The sequence below is a fragment of the Cupriavidus lacunae genome (assembly GCF_003353055.1).
Taxonomy (GTDB): Bacteria; Pseudomonadota; Gammaproteobacteria; order Burkholderiales; family Burkholderiaceae; genus Cupriavidus; species Cupriavidus lacunae.
The window spans coordinates 1-14,192 of sequence record NZ_QKWJ01000070.1 but is presented as its reverse complement, the minus strand read 5'-3'; the positions used below and the strand labels follow the sequence as shown (position 1 = coordinate 14,192).

14 protein-coding genes are annotated in these 14,192 nt (G+C 67.4%); 7 read left to right on the top strand and 7 right to left on the bottom strand.

Annotated elements, in window-relative coordinates; translation table 11 throughout:
* Positions 1-3 precede the first annotated feature (3 nt).
* Positions 4-1,455: an ABC transporter substrate-binding protein gene (locus DN412_RS32935; RefSeq protein ID WP_115215412.1), complete on the bottom strand. Its 1,452-nt coding sequence runs from the start codon at positions 1,453-1,455 to the stop codon at positions 4-6.
* A 191-nt stretch (positions 1,456-1,646) separates the two neighbouring features.
* Here DN412_RS32935 and DN412_RS32930 point away from each other — a divergent pair, with 191 nt between their 5' ends.
* Genes DN412_RS32930 through DN412_RS32905 form a run of 6 tightly spaced genes read left to right on the top strand, consistent with a single transcriptional unit; the run spans position 1,647 to position 6,947 of the window.
* The gene (locus DN412_RS32930) at positions 1,647-2,936 is read left to right on the top strand and encodes an amino acid ABC transporter substrate-binding protein (RefSeq protein WP_115215411.1); all 1,290 of its coding nucleotides are present in this window, start codon (positions 1,647-1,649) and stop codon (positions 2,934-2,936) included.
* A gap of 25 nt (positions 2,937-2,961) precedes the next feature.
* Positions 2,962-3,858: a branched-chain amino acid ABC transporter permease gene (locus tag DN412_RS32925; RefSeq protein ID WP_115215410.1), complete on the top strand. Its 897-nt coding sequence runs from the start codon at positions 2,962-2,964 to the stop codon at positions 3,856-3,858.
* Positions 3,855-4,886 (top strand): branched-chain amino acid ABC transporter permease, encoded by a 1,032-nt coding sequence (locus tag DN412_RS32920; protein WP_208647703.1) that lies wholly within the window; start codon positions 3,855-3,857, stop codon positions 4,884-4,886. Before DN412_RS32925 ends, DN412_RS32920 begins: the two co-directional genes overlap by 4 nt.
* Positions 4,883-5,629, top strand: coding sequence for an ABC transporter ATP-binding protein (locus DN412_RS32915; RefSeq protein ID WP_115215409.1), 747 nt, complete (start codon positions 4,883-4,885; stop codon positions 5,627-5,629). Before DN412_RS32920 ends, DN412_RS32915 begins: the two co-directional genes overlap by 4 nt.
* A complete protein-coding gene (locus tag DN412_RS32910) occupies positions 5,626-6,468 on the top strand; it encodes an ABC transporter ATP-binding protein (RefSeq protein ID WP_244222880.1) in 843 nt (280 codons plus the stop codon). Before DN412_RS32915 ends, DN412_RS32910 begins: the two co-directional genes overlap by 4 nt.
* A 41-nt stretch (positions 6,469-6,509) precedes the next feature.
* Positions 6,510-6,947, top strand: a complete 438-nt coding sequence (locus tag DN412_RS32905) for a universal stress protein (protein WP_078194910.1) — start codon at positions 6,510-6,512, stop codon at positions 6,945-6,947.
* Positions 6,948-6,951: 4 nt separating this feature from the next.
* Here DN412_RS32905 and DN412_RS32900 read toward each other — a convergent pair whose 3' ends face one another.
* The 4 genes from DN412_RS32900 to DN412_RS32885 all read right to left on the bottom strand — a co-directional run bounded on the left by DN412_RS32900 (position 6,952) and on the right by DN412_RS32885 (position 12,212).
* A complete protein-coding gene (locus tag DN412_RS32900; protein WP_115215408.1) occupies positions 6,952-8,187 on the bottom strand; it encodes a multifunctional CCA addition/repair protein in 1,236 nt (411 codons plus the stop codon).
* A 53-nt stretch (positions 8,188-8,240) separates the two neighbouring features.
* Positions 8,241-8,939, bottom strand: a complete 699-nt coding sequence (locus DN412_RS32895; protein WP_115215407.1) for a glutathione S-transferase family protein — start codon at positions 8,937-8,939, stop codon at positions 8,241-8,243.
* Between the two features lie 191 nt (positions 8,940-9,130).
* A complete protein-coding gene (locus DN412_RS32890) occupies positions 9,131-10,153 on the bottom strand; it encodes a complex I NDUFA9 subunit family protein (protein ID WP_115215406.1) in 1,023 nt (340 codons plus the stop codon).
* A 106-nt stretch (positions 10,154-10,259) separates the two neighbouring features.
* Complete coding sequence (locus tag DN412_RS32885) at positions 10,260-12,212, bottom strand: lytic transglycosylase domain-containing protein (RefSeq protein WP_115215405.1); 1,953 nt, start codon at positions 12,210-12,212, stop codon at positions 10,260-10,262.
* Positions 12,213-12,314: 102 nt separating this feature from the next.
* Here DN412_RS32885 and DN412_RS32880 point away from each other — a divergent pair, with 102 nt between their 5' ends.
* Positions 12,315-12,899 (top strand): 5-formyltetrahydrofolate cyclo-ligase, encoded by a 585-nt coding sequence (locus DN412_RS32880; RefSeq protein WP_115215404.1) that lies wholly within the window; start codon positions 12,315-12,317, stop codon positions 12,897-12,899.
* Here the strand turns inward: DN412_RS32880 and DN412_RS32875 are convergent.
* Positions 12,896-13,645: a Mut7-C RNAse domain-containing protein gene (locus DN412_RS32875; protein ID WP_115215403.1), complete on the bottom strand. Its 750-nt coding sequence runs from the start codon at positions 13,643-13,645 to the stop codon at positions 12,896-12,898. The two genes, DN412_RS32880 and DN412_RS32875, sit on opposite strands and share 4 nt — an antisense overlap.
* Before the next feature lie 51 nt (positions 13,646-13,696).
* The gene (locus DN412_RS32870; RefSeq protein WP_115215402.1) at positions 13,697-14,056 is read right to left on the bottom strand and encodes a TfoX/Sxy family protein; all 360 of its coding nucleotides are present in this window, start codon (positions 14,054-14,056) and stop codon (positions 13,697-13,699) included.
* Between the last annotated feature and the right edge of the window lie 136 nt (positions 14,057-14,192).

Below are 14,192 nucleotides of genomic sequence, written 5' to 3'. Positions count from 1 at the left end.
GCGCTACACCATGCCCTTGTCGCGCCACTTGGCGAAAATGCGCTTGCACGCGGCATCGGCAAGACGGACCGCGTCCTCCGGCGTCTCGTCGCCCGTAGCGGCCTTGGCGAACATGGTGTTCAGGACCCAGGTATTGAAGATCTCGTCGATGGCCGCATTGGCGTAGCCGGGGTAGCCGACATTGGTCGCCTGGTTCATCAGCGCGCCGAGCACCTTGTACTTGTCGCGCGGCATGGCCTTCTGGTCGTCGGCGATCAGCTTCTGCAAGTCGGGCACGGTGCTGAGGAAGCAGGGAAAGTTGTAGAACTCGCTGCCCAGGAAGCCCTGCCGGAAGTTGTCGATATAGTCCACCAGGAACTTCTTCGCGCCGGCGATGTTCTCGGCGAATTTCCAGATCACGTAGCAATCCATCACGTGCTCCAGCGCGATGCGCCGCACCGGCCCCTGCAGGGCCTGCGTGAGCCAGATATCCCGCGCGATCGGCAGGTTCTTGTTCTCGGCCTCGCGGGTGATGGAAATTGCGTTCAGGCACAGCGAGATCTTGCCCGCCAGCATGGCGCGGTTGTTGGACGACGGGTCCCATGCCAGCACTTCCGGCGTCATGGTGTCCTGGTATAGCGCCTTGACGAACTTCACCGCTTCCAGGGTGTTCTTCGAGTTCAGCACCACCGTGTGCCGCTCATCCTGAACCGATCCGCCGAAGGCATAGAGGATCGTGCGCATCGCCATTGCAGTGTCCAGTTCCGCGGACAGCCCGATGCCGACCGGGATGCCGTGCCTGGCCTTGATCTTGCGGCCAGCGGCCAGCACGTCCAGCCAGGTGTCCGGCGGCTTCATGCCGACGTCGTCCCAGAGGTCCTTGCGGTAGTTGATCGGGTCCGGCACGAAGCTGTCCGAGAAGCCGAAGTACTTCTTCGTCTTTGGGTTATACGTGCTCCGGATCGCCAGCTCGACCGGCTTGCCATGCTTGCGCTGGCATTCCTCGTAGAGCTCGCGATGGTCGATCACCTGCTCCTCGTAGACCGGCGCCGGCGACAGGAACATGAACAGGTCATGCCCTTTCTGCGCGGACACTTCGGCGGCGGCACGCGTGGCCAGCGCGGGAATGCCAACGTGGTCGACCACCACCTCGGTGTCATTCTTCTGGCCCCACTGCTTCACATAGGTGTCGTCGAACCACTTGTCGTAGCCCGGCACGAAGTGGTTCCACTGCAGGATCTTGAGGGTGTGCTTTGCCGCGTGGGCGTGCCTGGGGATCAGGAAGGGTCCGAGGCCAGCCGCAAGCCCGACGGCGCCGGTGGTCCGGATGAACCTGCGCCTGCCGGTGTTGGTGTCAGCGGTGTTGGTGTCAGCGGTGTTGGTGTCAGCGGTGTTGGTGTCAGCGGTGTTGGTATCCGCATAGGTGCTGGTGGCGACGGCCGTATCGATGCCACCTGGATGCGCTGCCTTGGCCATGGCTATCTCCTTGTACGAGAAAGCGGTCGGCTCCCACCCCGGTTCAGGTAGCCAGCTACCCTGTTCTTAAGGGTAGGCTTCATTTCATGAATAGGAAATCCCGACACATGTCATAAAGTGATGGAATCGTGACATGCCGTCCCTTCCTCTTTCAGAAATGAGACCTAAGCTGGAAACAGTGAGGAGGTGATATGAAAACCGCATCCGCACGCAGCTTTCCGGCCGGTGCCAGGTCCGGGTCCGTTACCCGGATACGCGATGCCGCCTTCTGCGCCCTCGCCGGCCTGGGACTGGCGCTGTCAGTCCCCGCCGCCGCCAGGGTGGAGGGCGACGCCATCGTGCTCGGCGCAGCGGTCTCGCTCTCCGGCAAATACGCCACCAACGGCAAGAACACCCAGGACGGCTACACGCTTGCCGCAAAGCGCATCAACGAGACGGGCGGCGTCAAGGTCGGTGGCAAGGCCTACCAGCTGAAGATCATCTTCTACGACGACGAATCCACCTCGGCCCGCGGCGCGCAGCTGGCCGAGCGGCTGATCAGCCAGGACGGCGTGAAGTTCGTGCTGGGGCCCTACAGCTCCGGGCTCACCAAGGCGATCGCCCCGGTCACCGAGAAGTACCGGATCCCGATGGTCGAGGGCAACGGGGCGGACCGCAACCTGTTCACGCAGGGCTACCGCTATATGTTCGCGGTGCTCAATACCTCCGACTACTACCTGCGCGCCGCCATCAACCTTGCCGCCGAGGAAGCGCAGCGGGCAGGCAAGCCGCCGAAGAGCCTCAGGGTGGCCATCGTCATCGAGAACGACAACTTCTCGCAGGACGTGCGCGACGGCGTCGAAGAGGATGCGAAACGCCTTGGCATGCAGGTGGTGATCGACGACAAGCTGCCGCCCGAGCTGAACGACATGTCGGTCACACTGGCCAAGGTGAAGGCGCTCAAGCCAGACATCCTGGTGGTATCCGGCCATGAAAAGGGCGCGGCGCTGGCAGTGCGGCAGGTGGCGGAGATGCGCATTGACGTACCGATGCTGGCCCTGACCCACTGCGACTCCGCGCAGATCATCGAGAAGTTCGGCAAGAGCGCGGAATTCGCGGTGTGCGGCTCGCAATGGGACCGCTCGCTGAGCTACAAGGACCGCTGGTTCGGCACGGCCGACCAGTACGCGCAGCGCTTCGAGCAGGAGTATCACTACGAGGCACCATACCAGGCGGCCGAATCCAGCGCCGCGGTGCTGGCCTTCGCCGACGCCTTCGAGCGCGCCGGCTCGTTCGATACGGAAAAGGTCCGCGAGGCGCTTGCCGCCACCGACCTGATGACGTTCTACGGCCCGCTCAAATTCGACCAGAGCGGCAAGAACATCGCCAAGTCGATGGTGCTGTACCAGGTACAGGACGGCAAGTTCAAGGTGGTCGCGCCGGGCAAGTGGGCGTCGTCGAAGGTCATCTATCCGGCACCTGCCTGGGCGCGGCGCAAATAGGGGGCTGCTGCGCGGCCTGACGCAGATGACCAATCTCGCGGTCCTCGTCCAGAGTCCTGAGCTGAACCTGCAGCTCGTGGTGGACGGCCTGCTGGCCGGCGCGATCTTCGCGCTGGCCGCCTACGGCATGGCGCTGGTATGGGGCGTGATGAACCTCATCAACGTCGCCCAGGGCGAGCTGGTGATGCTGGGCGGCTATATCGTGATCTGGCTGGCCGGCAAGGGCGTGCCCCCGCTGCTGGCCGTGCCGGTCGCCGCGGCGGTAATGTACTGCGTGGGCTGGGGACTCTATCGCATCGTCATCTTCCGGCTCGTCGAGCGCGATCTCTTTGTCTCGGTGCTGGCCACCTTCGGCCTGAGCATCGTGCTGCAGCAGCTCGCCAACCTGGCCTTCGGCGCCAATGTGCGCACGCTCGACGCGGGGCTGGGCAGCCTGTTCCTGCCGGGCGCACTGGTGGTGCCGAAGATCAAGCTGGCGGCATTCGCCGCGGCCCTGGCGCTGGGCGCCGGCCTGATGCTGTTCCTCAGGCACTCCCGCCGCGGCCAGGCGATCCGGGCTACCGCCCAGAACGCGCGCGCCGCCCGTGTGCTGGGGGTGGACGCGGATCGCATCTACGCCGCGACCTTCGCCCTCAATGCCGCCATCTGCGGCGCGGCCGGCGGGCTGGTGGCAATGACCTGGATCATCCACCCCTACCTGGGCCTGCCCTATACCGTGCGCGCCTTCATGATCGTGGTGGTGGCCGGGCTGGGCAGCATGCTGCCGGTGCTCGGCGCCGGGGGCGGGCTGGGCATTGCCGAGAACTACGCCGGCTTCCTGCTCGGCACCGAATACCAGACCGCCTTCCTCTACGCCCTGCTGGTGGCGATCCTGGTGAGCCGCAACCTGATGCTGCGCCGGCGGCGAGGCTACCTGCGATGAACCCGCACCTGCGCGGCGCGCGCCGGCCCGAATCGGATGTCCCGCTCACCCGGGTCACCCCGGCCGCCACGGCTGCCCGGCTGGCGCTGCTTGCGGGCAGCGTGGCCGCGCTGACAGCGCCGTGGCTGTTCGCCGGCGTCACCACGCAACTGACCTTTCTCTGGCTGATGGTGCTGTTCGCGCTGACGTGGGACGTGACGGGCGGGCAGATGGGCTACAACTCCTTCGGCAACATCGTGTTCTTCGGCGTGGGCGCCTATGTCTGCGCGGTGGCGCAGCGCGACTTCGGGCTGGGCTACTTCGCCGGCCTGGCGGCGGGTACCGGCCTGGCGGCGCTGGCGGCTGTGGCGGCGGCGCTGGCGCTGGGCCCGGCCATGCTGGGCTTGCGCGGGCACTATTTCGCCATCGGCACGCTGGGCCTGGGCATCGCCTTCGCCGATGCCGCCGCCGGCTGGGATTTCATCGGCGCGGGGTCGGGCATGACGCTGCCGCTGTTCCCGGGCGCGGCCGGCAGCCGCGAGCCGTTCTTCTACTACGCGATGCTGGTACTGGCCGTGGCTACCCTGCTGACGCTGCGCTGGCTCTATGCGCGCCCGTTCGGCCTGGCGCTCAATGCCATCCGCGACGACGAGGACAAGGCCGAGGCGCTTGGCCTGCACACCACGCGCGACAAGATCCTGGCCTGGTGCGTCTGCGCCGTCTTCCTCGGCATGGCGGGCGCCCTGACGGGCAACCTGGTGGGCTTCATCGATCCGCGCGAGCTGGCCTTTGCCAGCGCCACCTTCGGCGTGTGGATGGTGGTGATGGCAATCCTGGGCGGCAAGGGCACGCTGTGGGGGCCGGTGATCGGCGCCGCGCTGTTCCACCTCACCCAGGAGCTGTTCTGGACTTACCTGCTGAACTGGCAGCGCGTTGCGCTGGGCATGCTGATCGTGCTGATCGTGGTGCTGTTCCCGACCGGCATCATGGGCTGGCTGCATGAGACCAGCGCAAAGCGCCGCCGCCTGACGGGGAGTGCCGCGCCATGACCGACCTGCTTGCGGTACGCGGCGTCACCAAGCGCTTCGGCGGCGTCGTCGCCAATCATGAGATCTCGCTGCAGGTGCCGCACGGCGGCATCGTGGGCCTGATCGGGCCGAACGGCTCGGGCAAGACGACCCTGTTCAATTCGATCGTCGGCTACCACCCGATCGACGGCGGATCGATCGCGTTCGACGGGCGCGAGATCTCGCGGCTGCGCGTTCCCGCGATCGCGCGCCTGGGCCTGGTGCGCACCTTCCAGCAGACGCGGGTGTTCGGCAAGATGAGCTGCCTGCAAAACCTGCTGGTCAGCGTGCCCCATGTGCATGAAGGGCTCGCCGCCATGTGCGCGCAGCAGGCACCGGCGGTGACAGCACGGGCCCGGCAGATCCTGCGCACGGCCGGGCTGCAGGACTGCGCGGACCAGCGCGGCGCGGACCTGTCGTTCGGGCAGCAGAAACTGCTCGAGATCGCCATGGCCCTGATGAACGAGCCCAGGCTGCTGCTGCTCGACGAGCCGACCGCTGGCGTGAACCCGGTGATGATCGACAGCCTGGTCGCCCTGCTCAGGGACATCAACACGCGGCTCGGCATTGCGCTGCTGGTGATCGAACACAATATGCGGGTCATGATGCAGTTGGCCGATCACGTCTATTGCCTGGCGCATGGCGAGGTGCTGGCGCAGGGATCGCCGGCACAGATCACTGCCGACCGCGCCGTGATCGAGGCCTACCTGGGAGGACAGCCGTGATCGCCGTGCGCACTGCCCACACCCTGGCCCGGCCGCTTGCCAGCGCGCCTGCCGCCACGCTCGCCGCGGCGCTCTCGCGCCCCCGGCCAACCGTGGCGCAACTCGCGCAACTGGCTGGCGGCACGCCGATGGTCGCCGTGGACAACCTGGTCGCCGGCTATGGCGGCATGGAGATCCTGCACGGCTTCAGCCTGCGCGTGGCGCGCGGCGGTTCGCTGTGCCTGATCGGCCCGAACGGCGCGGGCAAGTCCACCGTGTTGCGCGCCATCTACGGCCTCGCGCGAGTCATGTCGGGGACCATCACCGTGGCCGGCGCGCCGGTCACCCACCTGCGCGCCGAGCAGAAGCTGCGGCAGGCAGGCATGGCCTATGTGCTGCAGGAGGGTTCGCTCTTCGCCGACATGACGGTCGAAGAAAACCTGCTGATGGGCGGGTACCTGATGCGGCACCCGCGAGACGCCGCGGCCGCCGCCGAGCGCATCTTCCAGCGCCATGGCGCGCTCGCACAACGGCGCGGCCAGCGCGCCAGCGTGCTCTCCGGCGGGGAGCGCAGGCTGCTGGAAATCTCGCGCGCGCTGATGATGGATCCCGCCGTGCTGCTGGTGGATGAGCCCTCGATCGGGCTGCAGCCGCGCTATGTCGACATGGTGTTCGAACTCCTGCGCCAACTGCAGCAAGAGGAGGGCAAGACCATCATCCTGGTCGAGCAGAACGCCCGCAAAGGGCTGGCATTCGCCGATCTCGGCTATGTCCTGGTGGCCGGGCAGCTGGCCATGGCCGGCACCGGTGGCGAACTGAGCCGGGACCCGGAGGTCGGCCGGCTGTTTCTCGGTGCCTGAGCGACACCAGCGGTCGGGCACCAGCTTGCAAGGAGACCAAAATGTTCAAGCATCTGCTCGTGGCGGTCGACGGCTCGCCCCTGTCCGATACGGCGTATCGCAAAGCCATCGCGCTGGCCCAGCCGCTGCAGGCCAGCATCACCGCGGTCCAGGTCGTTGCGCACTATGACGTGATGCGCCTGCAGACCGCCATGCTGCGCGAAACCCGGGAGCGCTATATGCAGGAAGCCTACCGGCAGGCCGAGGCCTACCTGTCGACGATTGCGCAGGACGCCGCCGCGGCTGGCGTGAGCTGCGATACCGCCTGCGTCACCGGCGACCACATCTTCCAGGCCATCATCGACGCGGCCGAAAGCCGGCAATGCGACCTGATCGTGATGGCCTCACACGGGCGGCGCGGCGTGCAGGCGCTGCTGATCGGCAGCGAAACGCACAAGGTGCTGACGCATACGGCGATTCCGGTGCTGGTTTATCGCTAGTTCGCTAGCACCCGAGCCGCTGCACCACCGCCGCCACGCGCGCCGCATGAATGCGGTCGCGGATCTGGCTGACATCGTCGGCGCATGCGCGCGCAATCGCGCCGGCGTCGATGGCCGCCGCTGCGTCCAGCGCAGCCAGCAAGCGCGCCGCCTGGGGGTACTCGTTCGCTTCAAAGCCTTTGCGCCCGCGCAGGTCGGCCTCGCAGGCCTGCAGCGCTTCGGCAAAGCGGGCCGGCTTGCGCAGCGCATCGCAGCGCTCCAGCAGCCGCATCACCGCGGCCGCGCTGAATTCCAGCGAGCGGTGGATATTGCCGTGCTCGCGCGCCACCACCACGGCCAGGTCGCGGCAGTCGTTGGGCACGCGCAGGCGCGCGCAGACGGCCTCAAGCAGCTTGACGCTGCGCAACTCATGGCCGATGTGGCGCGGCAGCACGTCCTCGGGCGTGGTGCCCTTGCCGAGGTCATGCACCAGCGCCGCAAAACGCACCGGCAGCGGTGCGCCCAGTGCAGCGGCGCAGTCGATCACCATCATCACGTGCACGCCGGTATCAACCTCGGGGTGATAGTCGGCACGCTGCGGCACGCCCCACAGCCGGTCCAGCTCGGGCAGCAGCCGCGCCAGCGCGCCGCAGTCGCGCAGCACCTCGAACATGCGCGACGGGCGCGCCTCCATCAGCCCGCGCGCCAGCTCCTGCCACACGCGTTCGGGCACCAGCGCGTCGACTTCCCCGGCGGTGACCATTTCGCGCATCAGCCGCATGGTTTCGGCGGCGACGTTGAAATCGTGGAAGCGCGCGGCAAAGCGCGCCAGCCGCAGGATGCGCACCGGGTCTTCAGCAAACGCGTCGGAAACATGGCGGAACAGCCGGGCCTGCAGGTCGCGCTGGCCGCCGTGCGGATCGATCACGGGGCCGGCCAGATTGCCGTCGGCGTCGACCGCGCGCGCCATCGCATTGATGGTCAGGTCGCGCCGGACCAGGTCGTCTTCGAGCGTGACATCGGGCTCGCAGTAGAAGGCAAAGCCCTTGTAGCCCATTGCGGTCTTGCGCTCGGTGCGCGCGAGCGCGTATTCCTCATGGGTCTCAGGATGCAGGAAGACCGGGAAGTCCTTGCCGACCGGGCGATAGCCCGCCGCTTCCATCTCGTGCGGGGTCGCGCCGACGACTACGTAGTCGCGGTCCTGGCTGGGCTTGCCCAGCAATTCGTCGCGGATTGCGCCGCCGACGGCATACACCTGCATCGTTCTGGCCTCGTCATGGGCCGGCCGGGAGGGTTCCCGGGCCGGCGGTATTGCTAGTGGTTGACGATTATCGCATCGGGACGGTCGGGGACCAGCCGGTACGGCTCGTCGTCGGCCAGGAAGTCGCGTTCCTCGCGCGCGCCGGCAATCCATTCCTGCATGGCCGGCAGCGCCAGCACGAAGTCGGCATAAGCCTTGGCCTCTTCGGCATCGTCCGGCAGGTGAATCCCGTAGGTGGCAAAGCGGCTTACTACCGGCGCAAAGAACGCGTCGGCCACGGTGAACTCGCCGAACAGAAACGGCCCGCGCGCGCCATGCTGCTTGCGCAGCCCGTCCCAGATCGCGGCGATGCGCTCCACGTCGCGCTGCACGGCCACGTTCCAGCCGCGCCCCGGCAGCACCGCGGTCACGTTCATCGGCAACTGGTTGCGCAGGTTGCCGAAGCCCGCATGCATTTCGGCGCAGACGGCGCGCGCCACCGCGCGCTGGGCGGGATCGGCCGGCCACAGGTGCTTTTCCGGAAAGCGCTCGGCCACGTACTCGGAAATGGCCAGCGAATCCCACACCGTGACCTCGCCGTCGACCAGCACCGGCACCTTGCCCGCGGGGGAATAGCGCGCGATCTCGGCGACAAAGCTGCCGGTGAACAGGCGCACCTGCACTTCTTCGAAATCGATGCCGGCCTGGCGCAGCAGCAGCCACGGGCGCAGCGACCAGGAGGAATAGTTCTTGTTGCCGATGACGAGCTTCATCGTGGGTCCTTGGGGGAGGAAACGGGGGGGGCGGCGCAGGCGCGGCGCCTGCGGCCTGCAGGCTGGCAAGCCGGTGTGACGGCCGCGTGCCGGACTGGTCATTCTGCCAGCGCGTCCGCCCGCGTCAAAGTGAATTGCGCTAGCAATGGATATGAAATCCGGTCACATAGGGCGCACGGGCCGCCGGCGCGTCAGCGGTGCACGCTCGCGCGCATATGGGTCAGCGTGGTATCGCGGTTGCGCCCGGCCAGCGCGTCGATCATGACTGACTCCAGGCTGGCCGGATGCAGGTTCAGTTCGGGTGCAACCGGGTGTTCCAGCACATTGTCGAGCCGCATCGAGTCCAGGTTGTCGCGCGACAGCAGCGGTTGGCCCGGCATATGCTCCATGATGCTGGCCTGCACCCGGGCCAGCGCATCGGGCAGCGCGATCACCGGGCGCGGATGGCCGGAGGCGCGGCCGGCAAAGCGCACCAGTTCCTCCAGCGTATAGACCTGCGGGCCGCCCAGTTCATAGCCGTGGCCGATCGTGGCCGGATTCACCATGGCATTCAGATAGGCCTGCACCACATCCTGCACGAATACCGGCTGGAAGCGCGCATGCGCGCACGCCAGCGGCACCACCGGCGCCATCAGTTGCATGTGGGCGAACAGGTTCAGGAAGTGATCGTCGGGGCCGAACACCACCGAGGGCCGGAAAATAGTCCAGTCCAGACCGCTGGCGCGCACGATGCGCTCGCCGTCGCCCTTGCTGCGCAGGTACATCGACGGCCCGTTGCTGTCGGCGCCGAGCGCGCTCATATGCAACAGCCGGCGCACACCGGTGGACAGGCACGACGCCGCGATCTGCCGCACCAGTTCCACATGCGCGCTGGCAAAGGCTTCGCCATAGGGATCGGCGCGCTCGCCGTGCAGCACGCCCACCAGGTTGACGACAATGCCGTCAACGCCGAGCGAGCCGATGGCGTCGTCAAGGGCGGCATTGTCGGCGAGGCCCAGCTCCACCACCTCGACGCGCGGCAGCAACAGCAGGTGCTGCGCATGCTCGACACTGCGGGTGCCGACCACGATGCGCTCAGGGGCAATCGGGGAATCGGGATTGGCGCCGGGTTCCAGCGGCGCGCCCGAGGCCGAGGCGGCCCCGGCCAGGCGCGAGACGAGATGGCTGCCGATAAAGCCGGCGCCACCGATAACGAGGACGTTGCTGGTCTGCATGATGCCTCCGTGCCACGAAAACTGCACGTCACGGCACCTCGCGCCAGCCCGGGCCCGCCGGATGATGCCGGCAGGGCCCGTCTTGCCCCCTCTGGAAGGGGCGATTTCAGGGCAGGCTGGTGGTGGTCACCGCCGACGGCGCGACCATGCCCAGGCGCGATTTCAGCGACTGCGGCCGGCCACTCACCAATGCAGCATAGTACGTAGCGTTGGAAAGCACATTCTTCACATAGCCGCGCGTTTCATTGAACGGAATGGTCTCTGCAAAGATCGCGCCCTCCACCGGCCGCGACAGTGTGCTGCGCCAGGCCTTGGGCCGGCCCGGGCCCGCGTTGTAGGCCGCCGAGGCCAGCATCCACGAGCTGTCCAGGTCGGTCAGCACCATGCTCAGGTAGTTGGTGCCGAGCAGGATGTTGATATTGGGATCGCCCATCATCGACGGCGAAAAGTCTGCCATGCCGATCTTGCGCGCCACATACTTGGCCGTGGCCGGCATCACCTGCATCAGGCCATGGGCCCCGGCCGACGAACGCGCATTCATGAGAAAGCGCGATTCCTGGCGGATCAGGCCGTACACCCACGCCATGTCCAGGCCGACATCGTCGGTGGCGCGCTGCATGATGTCACGGTACGGCATCAGGAAGCGCAGCGTGAAGTCATGCTCGTTGCGGGTGCGGTCGGCAGAGTTGACGGTGCGGTCCAGCAGTTCCAGGCGGCGCGCATATTCGGCCGCGGCCAGCAGCTCGCGGTCGCTCATATTGCGCAGTTCCCAGTTCCACTCGCGGTTGCCCTCGAAGCGCAGGTTCATGGCATAGAACTTCTGTGCCCGCTGAAAACCGGGGCGCGAACGCATGGCCATGGCTTCGGCGTCGCTGACGGTGGTGCGTGCCGGCAGCGTGATGCGGTTGCCCAGTTCCTCGCTGGCCAGCTGGCCATAGAAATTGAACTGGCCGGCAATCTGCTGGAAGTTCTGCTGGGCCTCGGTGTCGCGGCCGTCGACCTTGAGCGCGCGGCCATACCAGTAGATCCAGGCCGGATCCTTGGCGCGTAGCTCGGGGCGCATCAGCTCCACCGCCTGGCGCACCTGCTTCCAGTCGCCCTGGCGCAGCGCGGCGCGCACGCGCCATTCCTGGGTGTCGTCGGACAGCCACTGGTTGCCGCCCAGGTCCATCTGGCGGCGGTAGTAGCCGGCCGCCTCGGGCAGCAGCTTCTTGGCCGCGAACTGGCCGATCACGCCCCAGGCCGCGCCCTGCTCGTCGCGCGACAGCGCGCCCTGGGCCGTGCTGAGGTAGGCCGCCGCCTGCGACGGGTCGTTGCGCGCCACCTTGACGACGGTGGCAAGCGTATCGCCGTCCACGCGCGCGTCGGGCAGCAGCGCGGCGATCTTGCCGGCCAGCGTGAGGTAGTTCTGCTCCAGCGCCAGGCGCGCCTGGAAGGCAACGTCGCTGCGCTGGATCTGCTGGCTTTGCGCCAGGTAGCCGATCAGGTCGACGCAGCCTTCGCCGTAGTACCTGGGGTCGCTCAGCGCATTGCGCGCATCGGCGGCGACGTTCTGGCCCTTGAGCGCGCGCGACAGCAGCGCATAGCACTCGACCTGGGTATCGTCCTTGAGCGCGAACTGCGGGTATTCGACATCGAAATTGGCCCAGTCGCGCTTCTTGCCCAGCACCAGCAGCCAGTCATTGCGCATGCGGTCGGCAATGGCATCGCCCTTGTAGCGCTGCAGGAACGCGCGCACCTGGTCGTCGGGCGCGTCGATGCGCGCCAGGCCGCTGGCGTCGAACAGCTGCGGCTTGATGCGGAAGTACTCGACATAGGACGGCACCGGGTAATCCACCAGCGTGGCCGAGATCGCGTTGGCACGCTCCACGTCGTTCTTGCGCGCGGCTTCGCGCAATGCGGCGAAGGCCTCGTCTGGATCGCTCGGGATCACCGCCGCCTGCGGGCGCGACACCGCCTGCGGGCGCTTCTGCGCGTGGACGGGCGTGACAAGCACTGCACATGCCAGCGCCATCCAGGCGGCCCGGCCGGCACGCTGCAGATATACTCCCTTCAGCATTCTTCTTCCTTGTCGATGACGGCGGCGCTGGCGCTTGCAACCTGTGCCCAGCCGCGGCTCCGCCGTCCGTGTTGGTTCGGACGAGGGTCATTATCCCACGCCATGTCTTCCATACCCGCCACCGCACCGCCCGCCCCTGCCGACAACGACCGCCGCGCGCTGCGCACGCAGCTGCTGGCACAGCGCGCCGCCCTGCCCTCACGTGCCGACGCCGACGCGCGCATCGCCGCCTCGCTGTCCGAATTGCTGGCCGGCCTGGCCGTGCGCTGCCTGGGCTTCTACTGGCCGATCCAGCAGGAATTCGACGCGCGCGGCGCGGTGGCGCAGTGGCTTGCCGCAGAGCCCGGGCGGCAGGCCGCGCTGCCCGCGGTCAGCCGCCCGGGCGCGCCGCTGGATTTCCACCTGTGGACCCCGGACACGCCCATGGCCACCGGCCACTACGGCATCCCGGTGCCCGACGGCACCGACGCCGCGACGCCCGATGCGCTGCTCATACCCTGTGTCGGTTTCAGCCCGGACAAGTTCCGCCTGGGCTACGGCGGCGGCTTCTACGACCGCACGCTGGCGGCCCTGGCGCCGCGGCCGCTGGCGATCGGGATTGGCTACGAGGCCTGCCGCGTACCGTTGCAGGCGCAAGCGCACGACATCGCGATGGCGTGGATCGTCACGGAGTCCGGCGCGTTTTAACCCGGCGCCGCCTGCACCAGCTCATCCACCAGCGCACGCATGCAGCGCCAGTGCGAGCCCTCCCAGAATACGCGCCGGCACTGGTCGCAGGTGACAAAACTGCGATGGCGCTCTAGCACCCCCTCGGGCACGCGCCCGGCCGCGCTGGCCGCATCCAGCGCATGCAGCGGCGCATTGCAGTCCAGGCATAGCGAAAACGGCCGCGCGCTGCGCGCCAGGTCGAGCCGCGCAAAGATCTCACGCACCTGCAGTTGCGACTTGATCGCACGCACATAGCAGCCGTGGGTGATGCCGCGGCGCTTGAGCAGCTCGCGGTCACGCGTCAGCACGATGCGGCCCTCATCGACCGCAATGCGCTCAATCTCGCTGTCTTCGAAATGGTTGTCGTAGAGGGTGTCGAAGCCGGTCATGCGCAGCAGGTGCGCCAGCCCGCCCAGGTGGGCGTCGGCGACAAAGTGCACCACCCGCAGCGGCTGCTCGCGTACCCGCAGCAGCGGGGACACGTCGAGCCGTTCGAACTTGGGATAGACCGAGACCCGGTCACCATCGCGCACCTGCTGCTCGAAGCCGGACGACTCGCCATTGACCAGGATCAGTTCGACTTCGGTATGGGGCACACCCAGTGCCTCGATCATGTGCTTGACCGTGGCGGCGCGTGCGCAGGCGCAGGACAGGTCACGCCGGCGCTGGTCCGGCGCGAGGAAGTCATTCAGTTCCTCGTAGAAGCGGAAAGTGGCGGTGACCATGGTGCCGAGTATGGCACCGTCGGCGGATTGGCGCGACAGCGGAAAGCGGCCTCAGCCCGCATTCCCCAGCCGCAGCGCCGCCTCCACCGCCAGCTTCGCCCAGGGCGTCATCGCGCTGGGCGATTCCAGCGCCGCCGGCGGCAGGCTCAGGTAGTGGCGCATGGTGACCTCGCGCTTCGCGGACTGATAGCGGAAGGGCTCGCTGCCCTCGGCCTCGAACTTGCCACGCGTGGCGTCATCCGCCTTCAGGTAGCAGGTGCCGCCTGACACCAGCGCGAACATCAGCCCGTCATAGAACAGGCCATGGCCACCGAACATCCGCCTGGCGGAAACGGGACCGATGCGCGCCGCCAGGGGCCCCATCAGCTCGAGCAGGTGTTCGATGAAGGGATCGGGGCGGCGCGTGGCCATGATGGGCCCTTACAGCCACCCCTTTCAAGGTGATGAAGAATAGGGCAAGCTCCGTGTCCTCGAACCGAAGACGGAGTCAGTGGCGTGGTACTGGACGCAGTGGTGGAACGCTTTATCGAACACAGCCCGATCAGCG

Excerpts from the sequence above, each read along its gene's own strand:
- DN412_RS32935 (WP_115215412.1), bottom strand. The coding sequence starts at position 1,455 with ATGGCCAAGGCAGCGCATCCAGGTGGCATCGATACGGCCGTCGCCACC.
- DN412_RS32930 (WP_115215411.1), top strand. The coding sequence starts at position 1,647 with ATGAAAACCGCATCCGCACGCAGCTTTCCGGCCGGTGCCAGGTCCGGG.
- DN412_RS32925 (WP_115215410.1), top strand. The coding sequence starts at position 2,962 with ATGACCAATCTCGCGGTCCTCGTCCAGAGTCCTGAGCTGAACCTGCAG.
- DN412_RS32920 (WP_208647703.1), top strand. The coding sequence starts at position 3,855 with ATGAACCCGCACCTGCGCGGCGCGCGCCGGCCCGAATCGGATGTCCCG.
- DN412_RS32915 (WP_115215409.1), top strand. The coding sequence starts at position 4,883 with ATGACCGACCTGCTTGCGGTACGCGGCGTCACCAAGCGCTTCGGCGGC.
- DN412_RS32905 (WP_078194910.1), top strand. The coding sequence starts at position 6,510 with ATGTTCAAGCATCTGCTCGTGGCGGTCGACGGCTCGCCCCTGTCCGAT.
- DN412_RS32900 (WP_115215408.1), bottom strand. The coding sequence starts at position 8,187 with ATGCAGGTGTATGCCGTCGGCGGCGCAATCCGCGACGAATTGCTGGGC.
- DN412_RS32895 (WP_115215407.1), bottom strand. The coding sequence starts at position 8,939 with ATGAAGCTCGTCATCGGCAACAAGAACTATTCCTCCTGGTCGCTGCGC.
- DN412_RS32890 (WP_115215406.1), bottom strand. The coding sequence starts at position 10,153 with ATGCAGACCAGCAACGTCCTCGTTATCGGTGGCGCCGGCTTTATCGGC.
- DN412_RS32885 (WP_115215405.1), bottom strand. The coding sequence starts at position 12,212 with ATGCTGAAGGGAGTATATCTGCAGCGTGCCGGCCGGGCCGCCTGGATG.
- DN412_RS32880 (WP_115215404.1), top strand. The coding sequence starts at position 12,315 with ATGTCTTCCATACCCGCCACCGCACCGCCCGCCCCTGCCGACAACGAC.
- DN412_RS32875 (WP_115215403.1), bottom strand. The coding sequence starts at position 13,645 with ATGGTCACCGCCACTTTCCGCTTCTACGAGGAACTGAATGACTTCCTC.
- DN412_RS32870 (WP_115215402.1), bottom strand. The coding sequence starts at position 14,056 with ATGGCCACGCGCCGCCCCGATCCCTTCATCGAACACCTGCTCGAGCTG.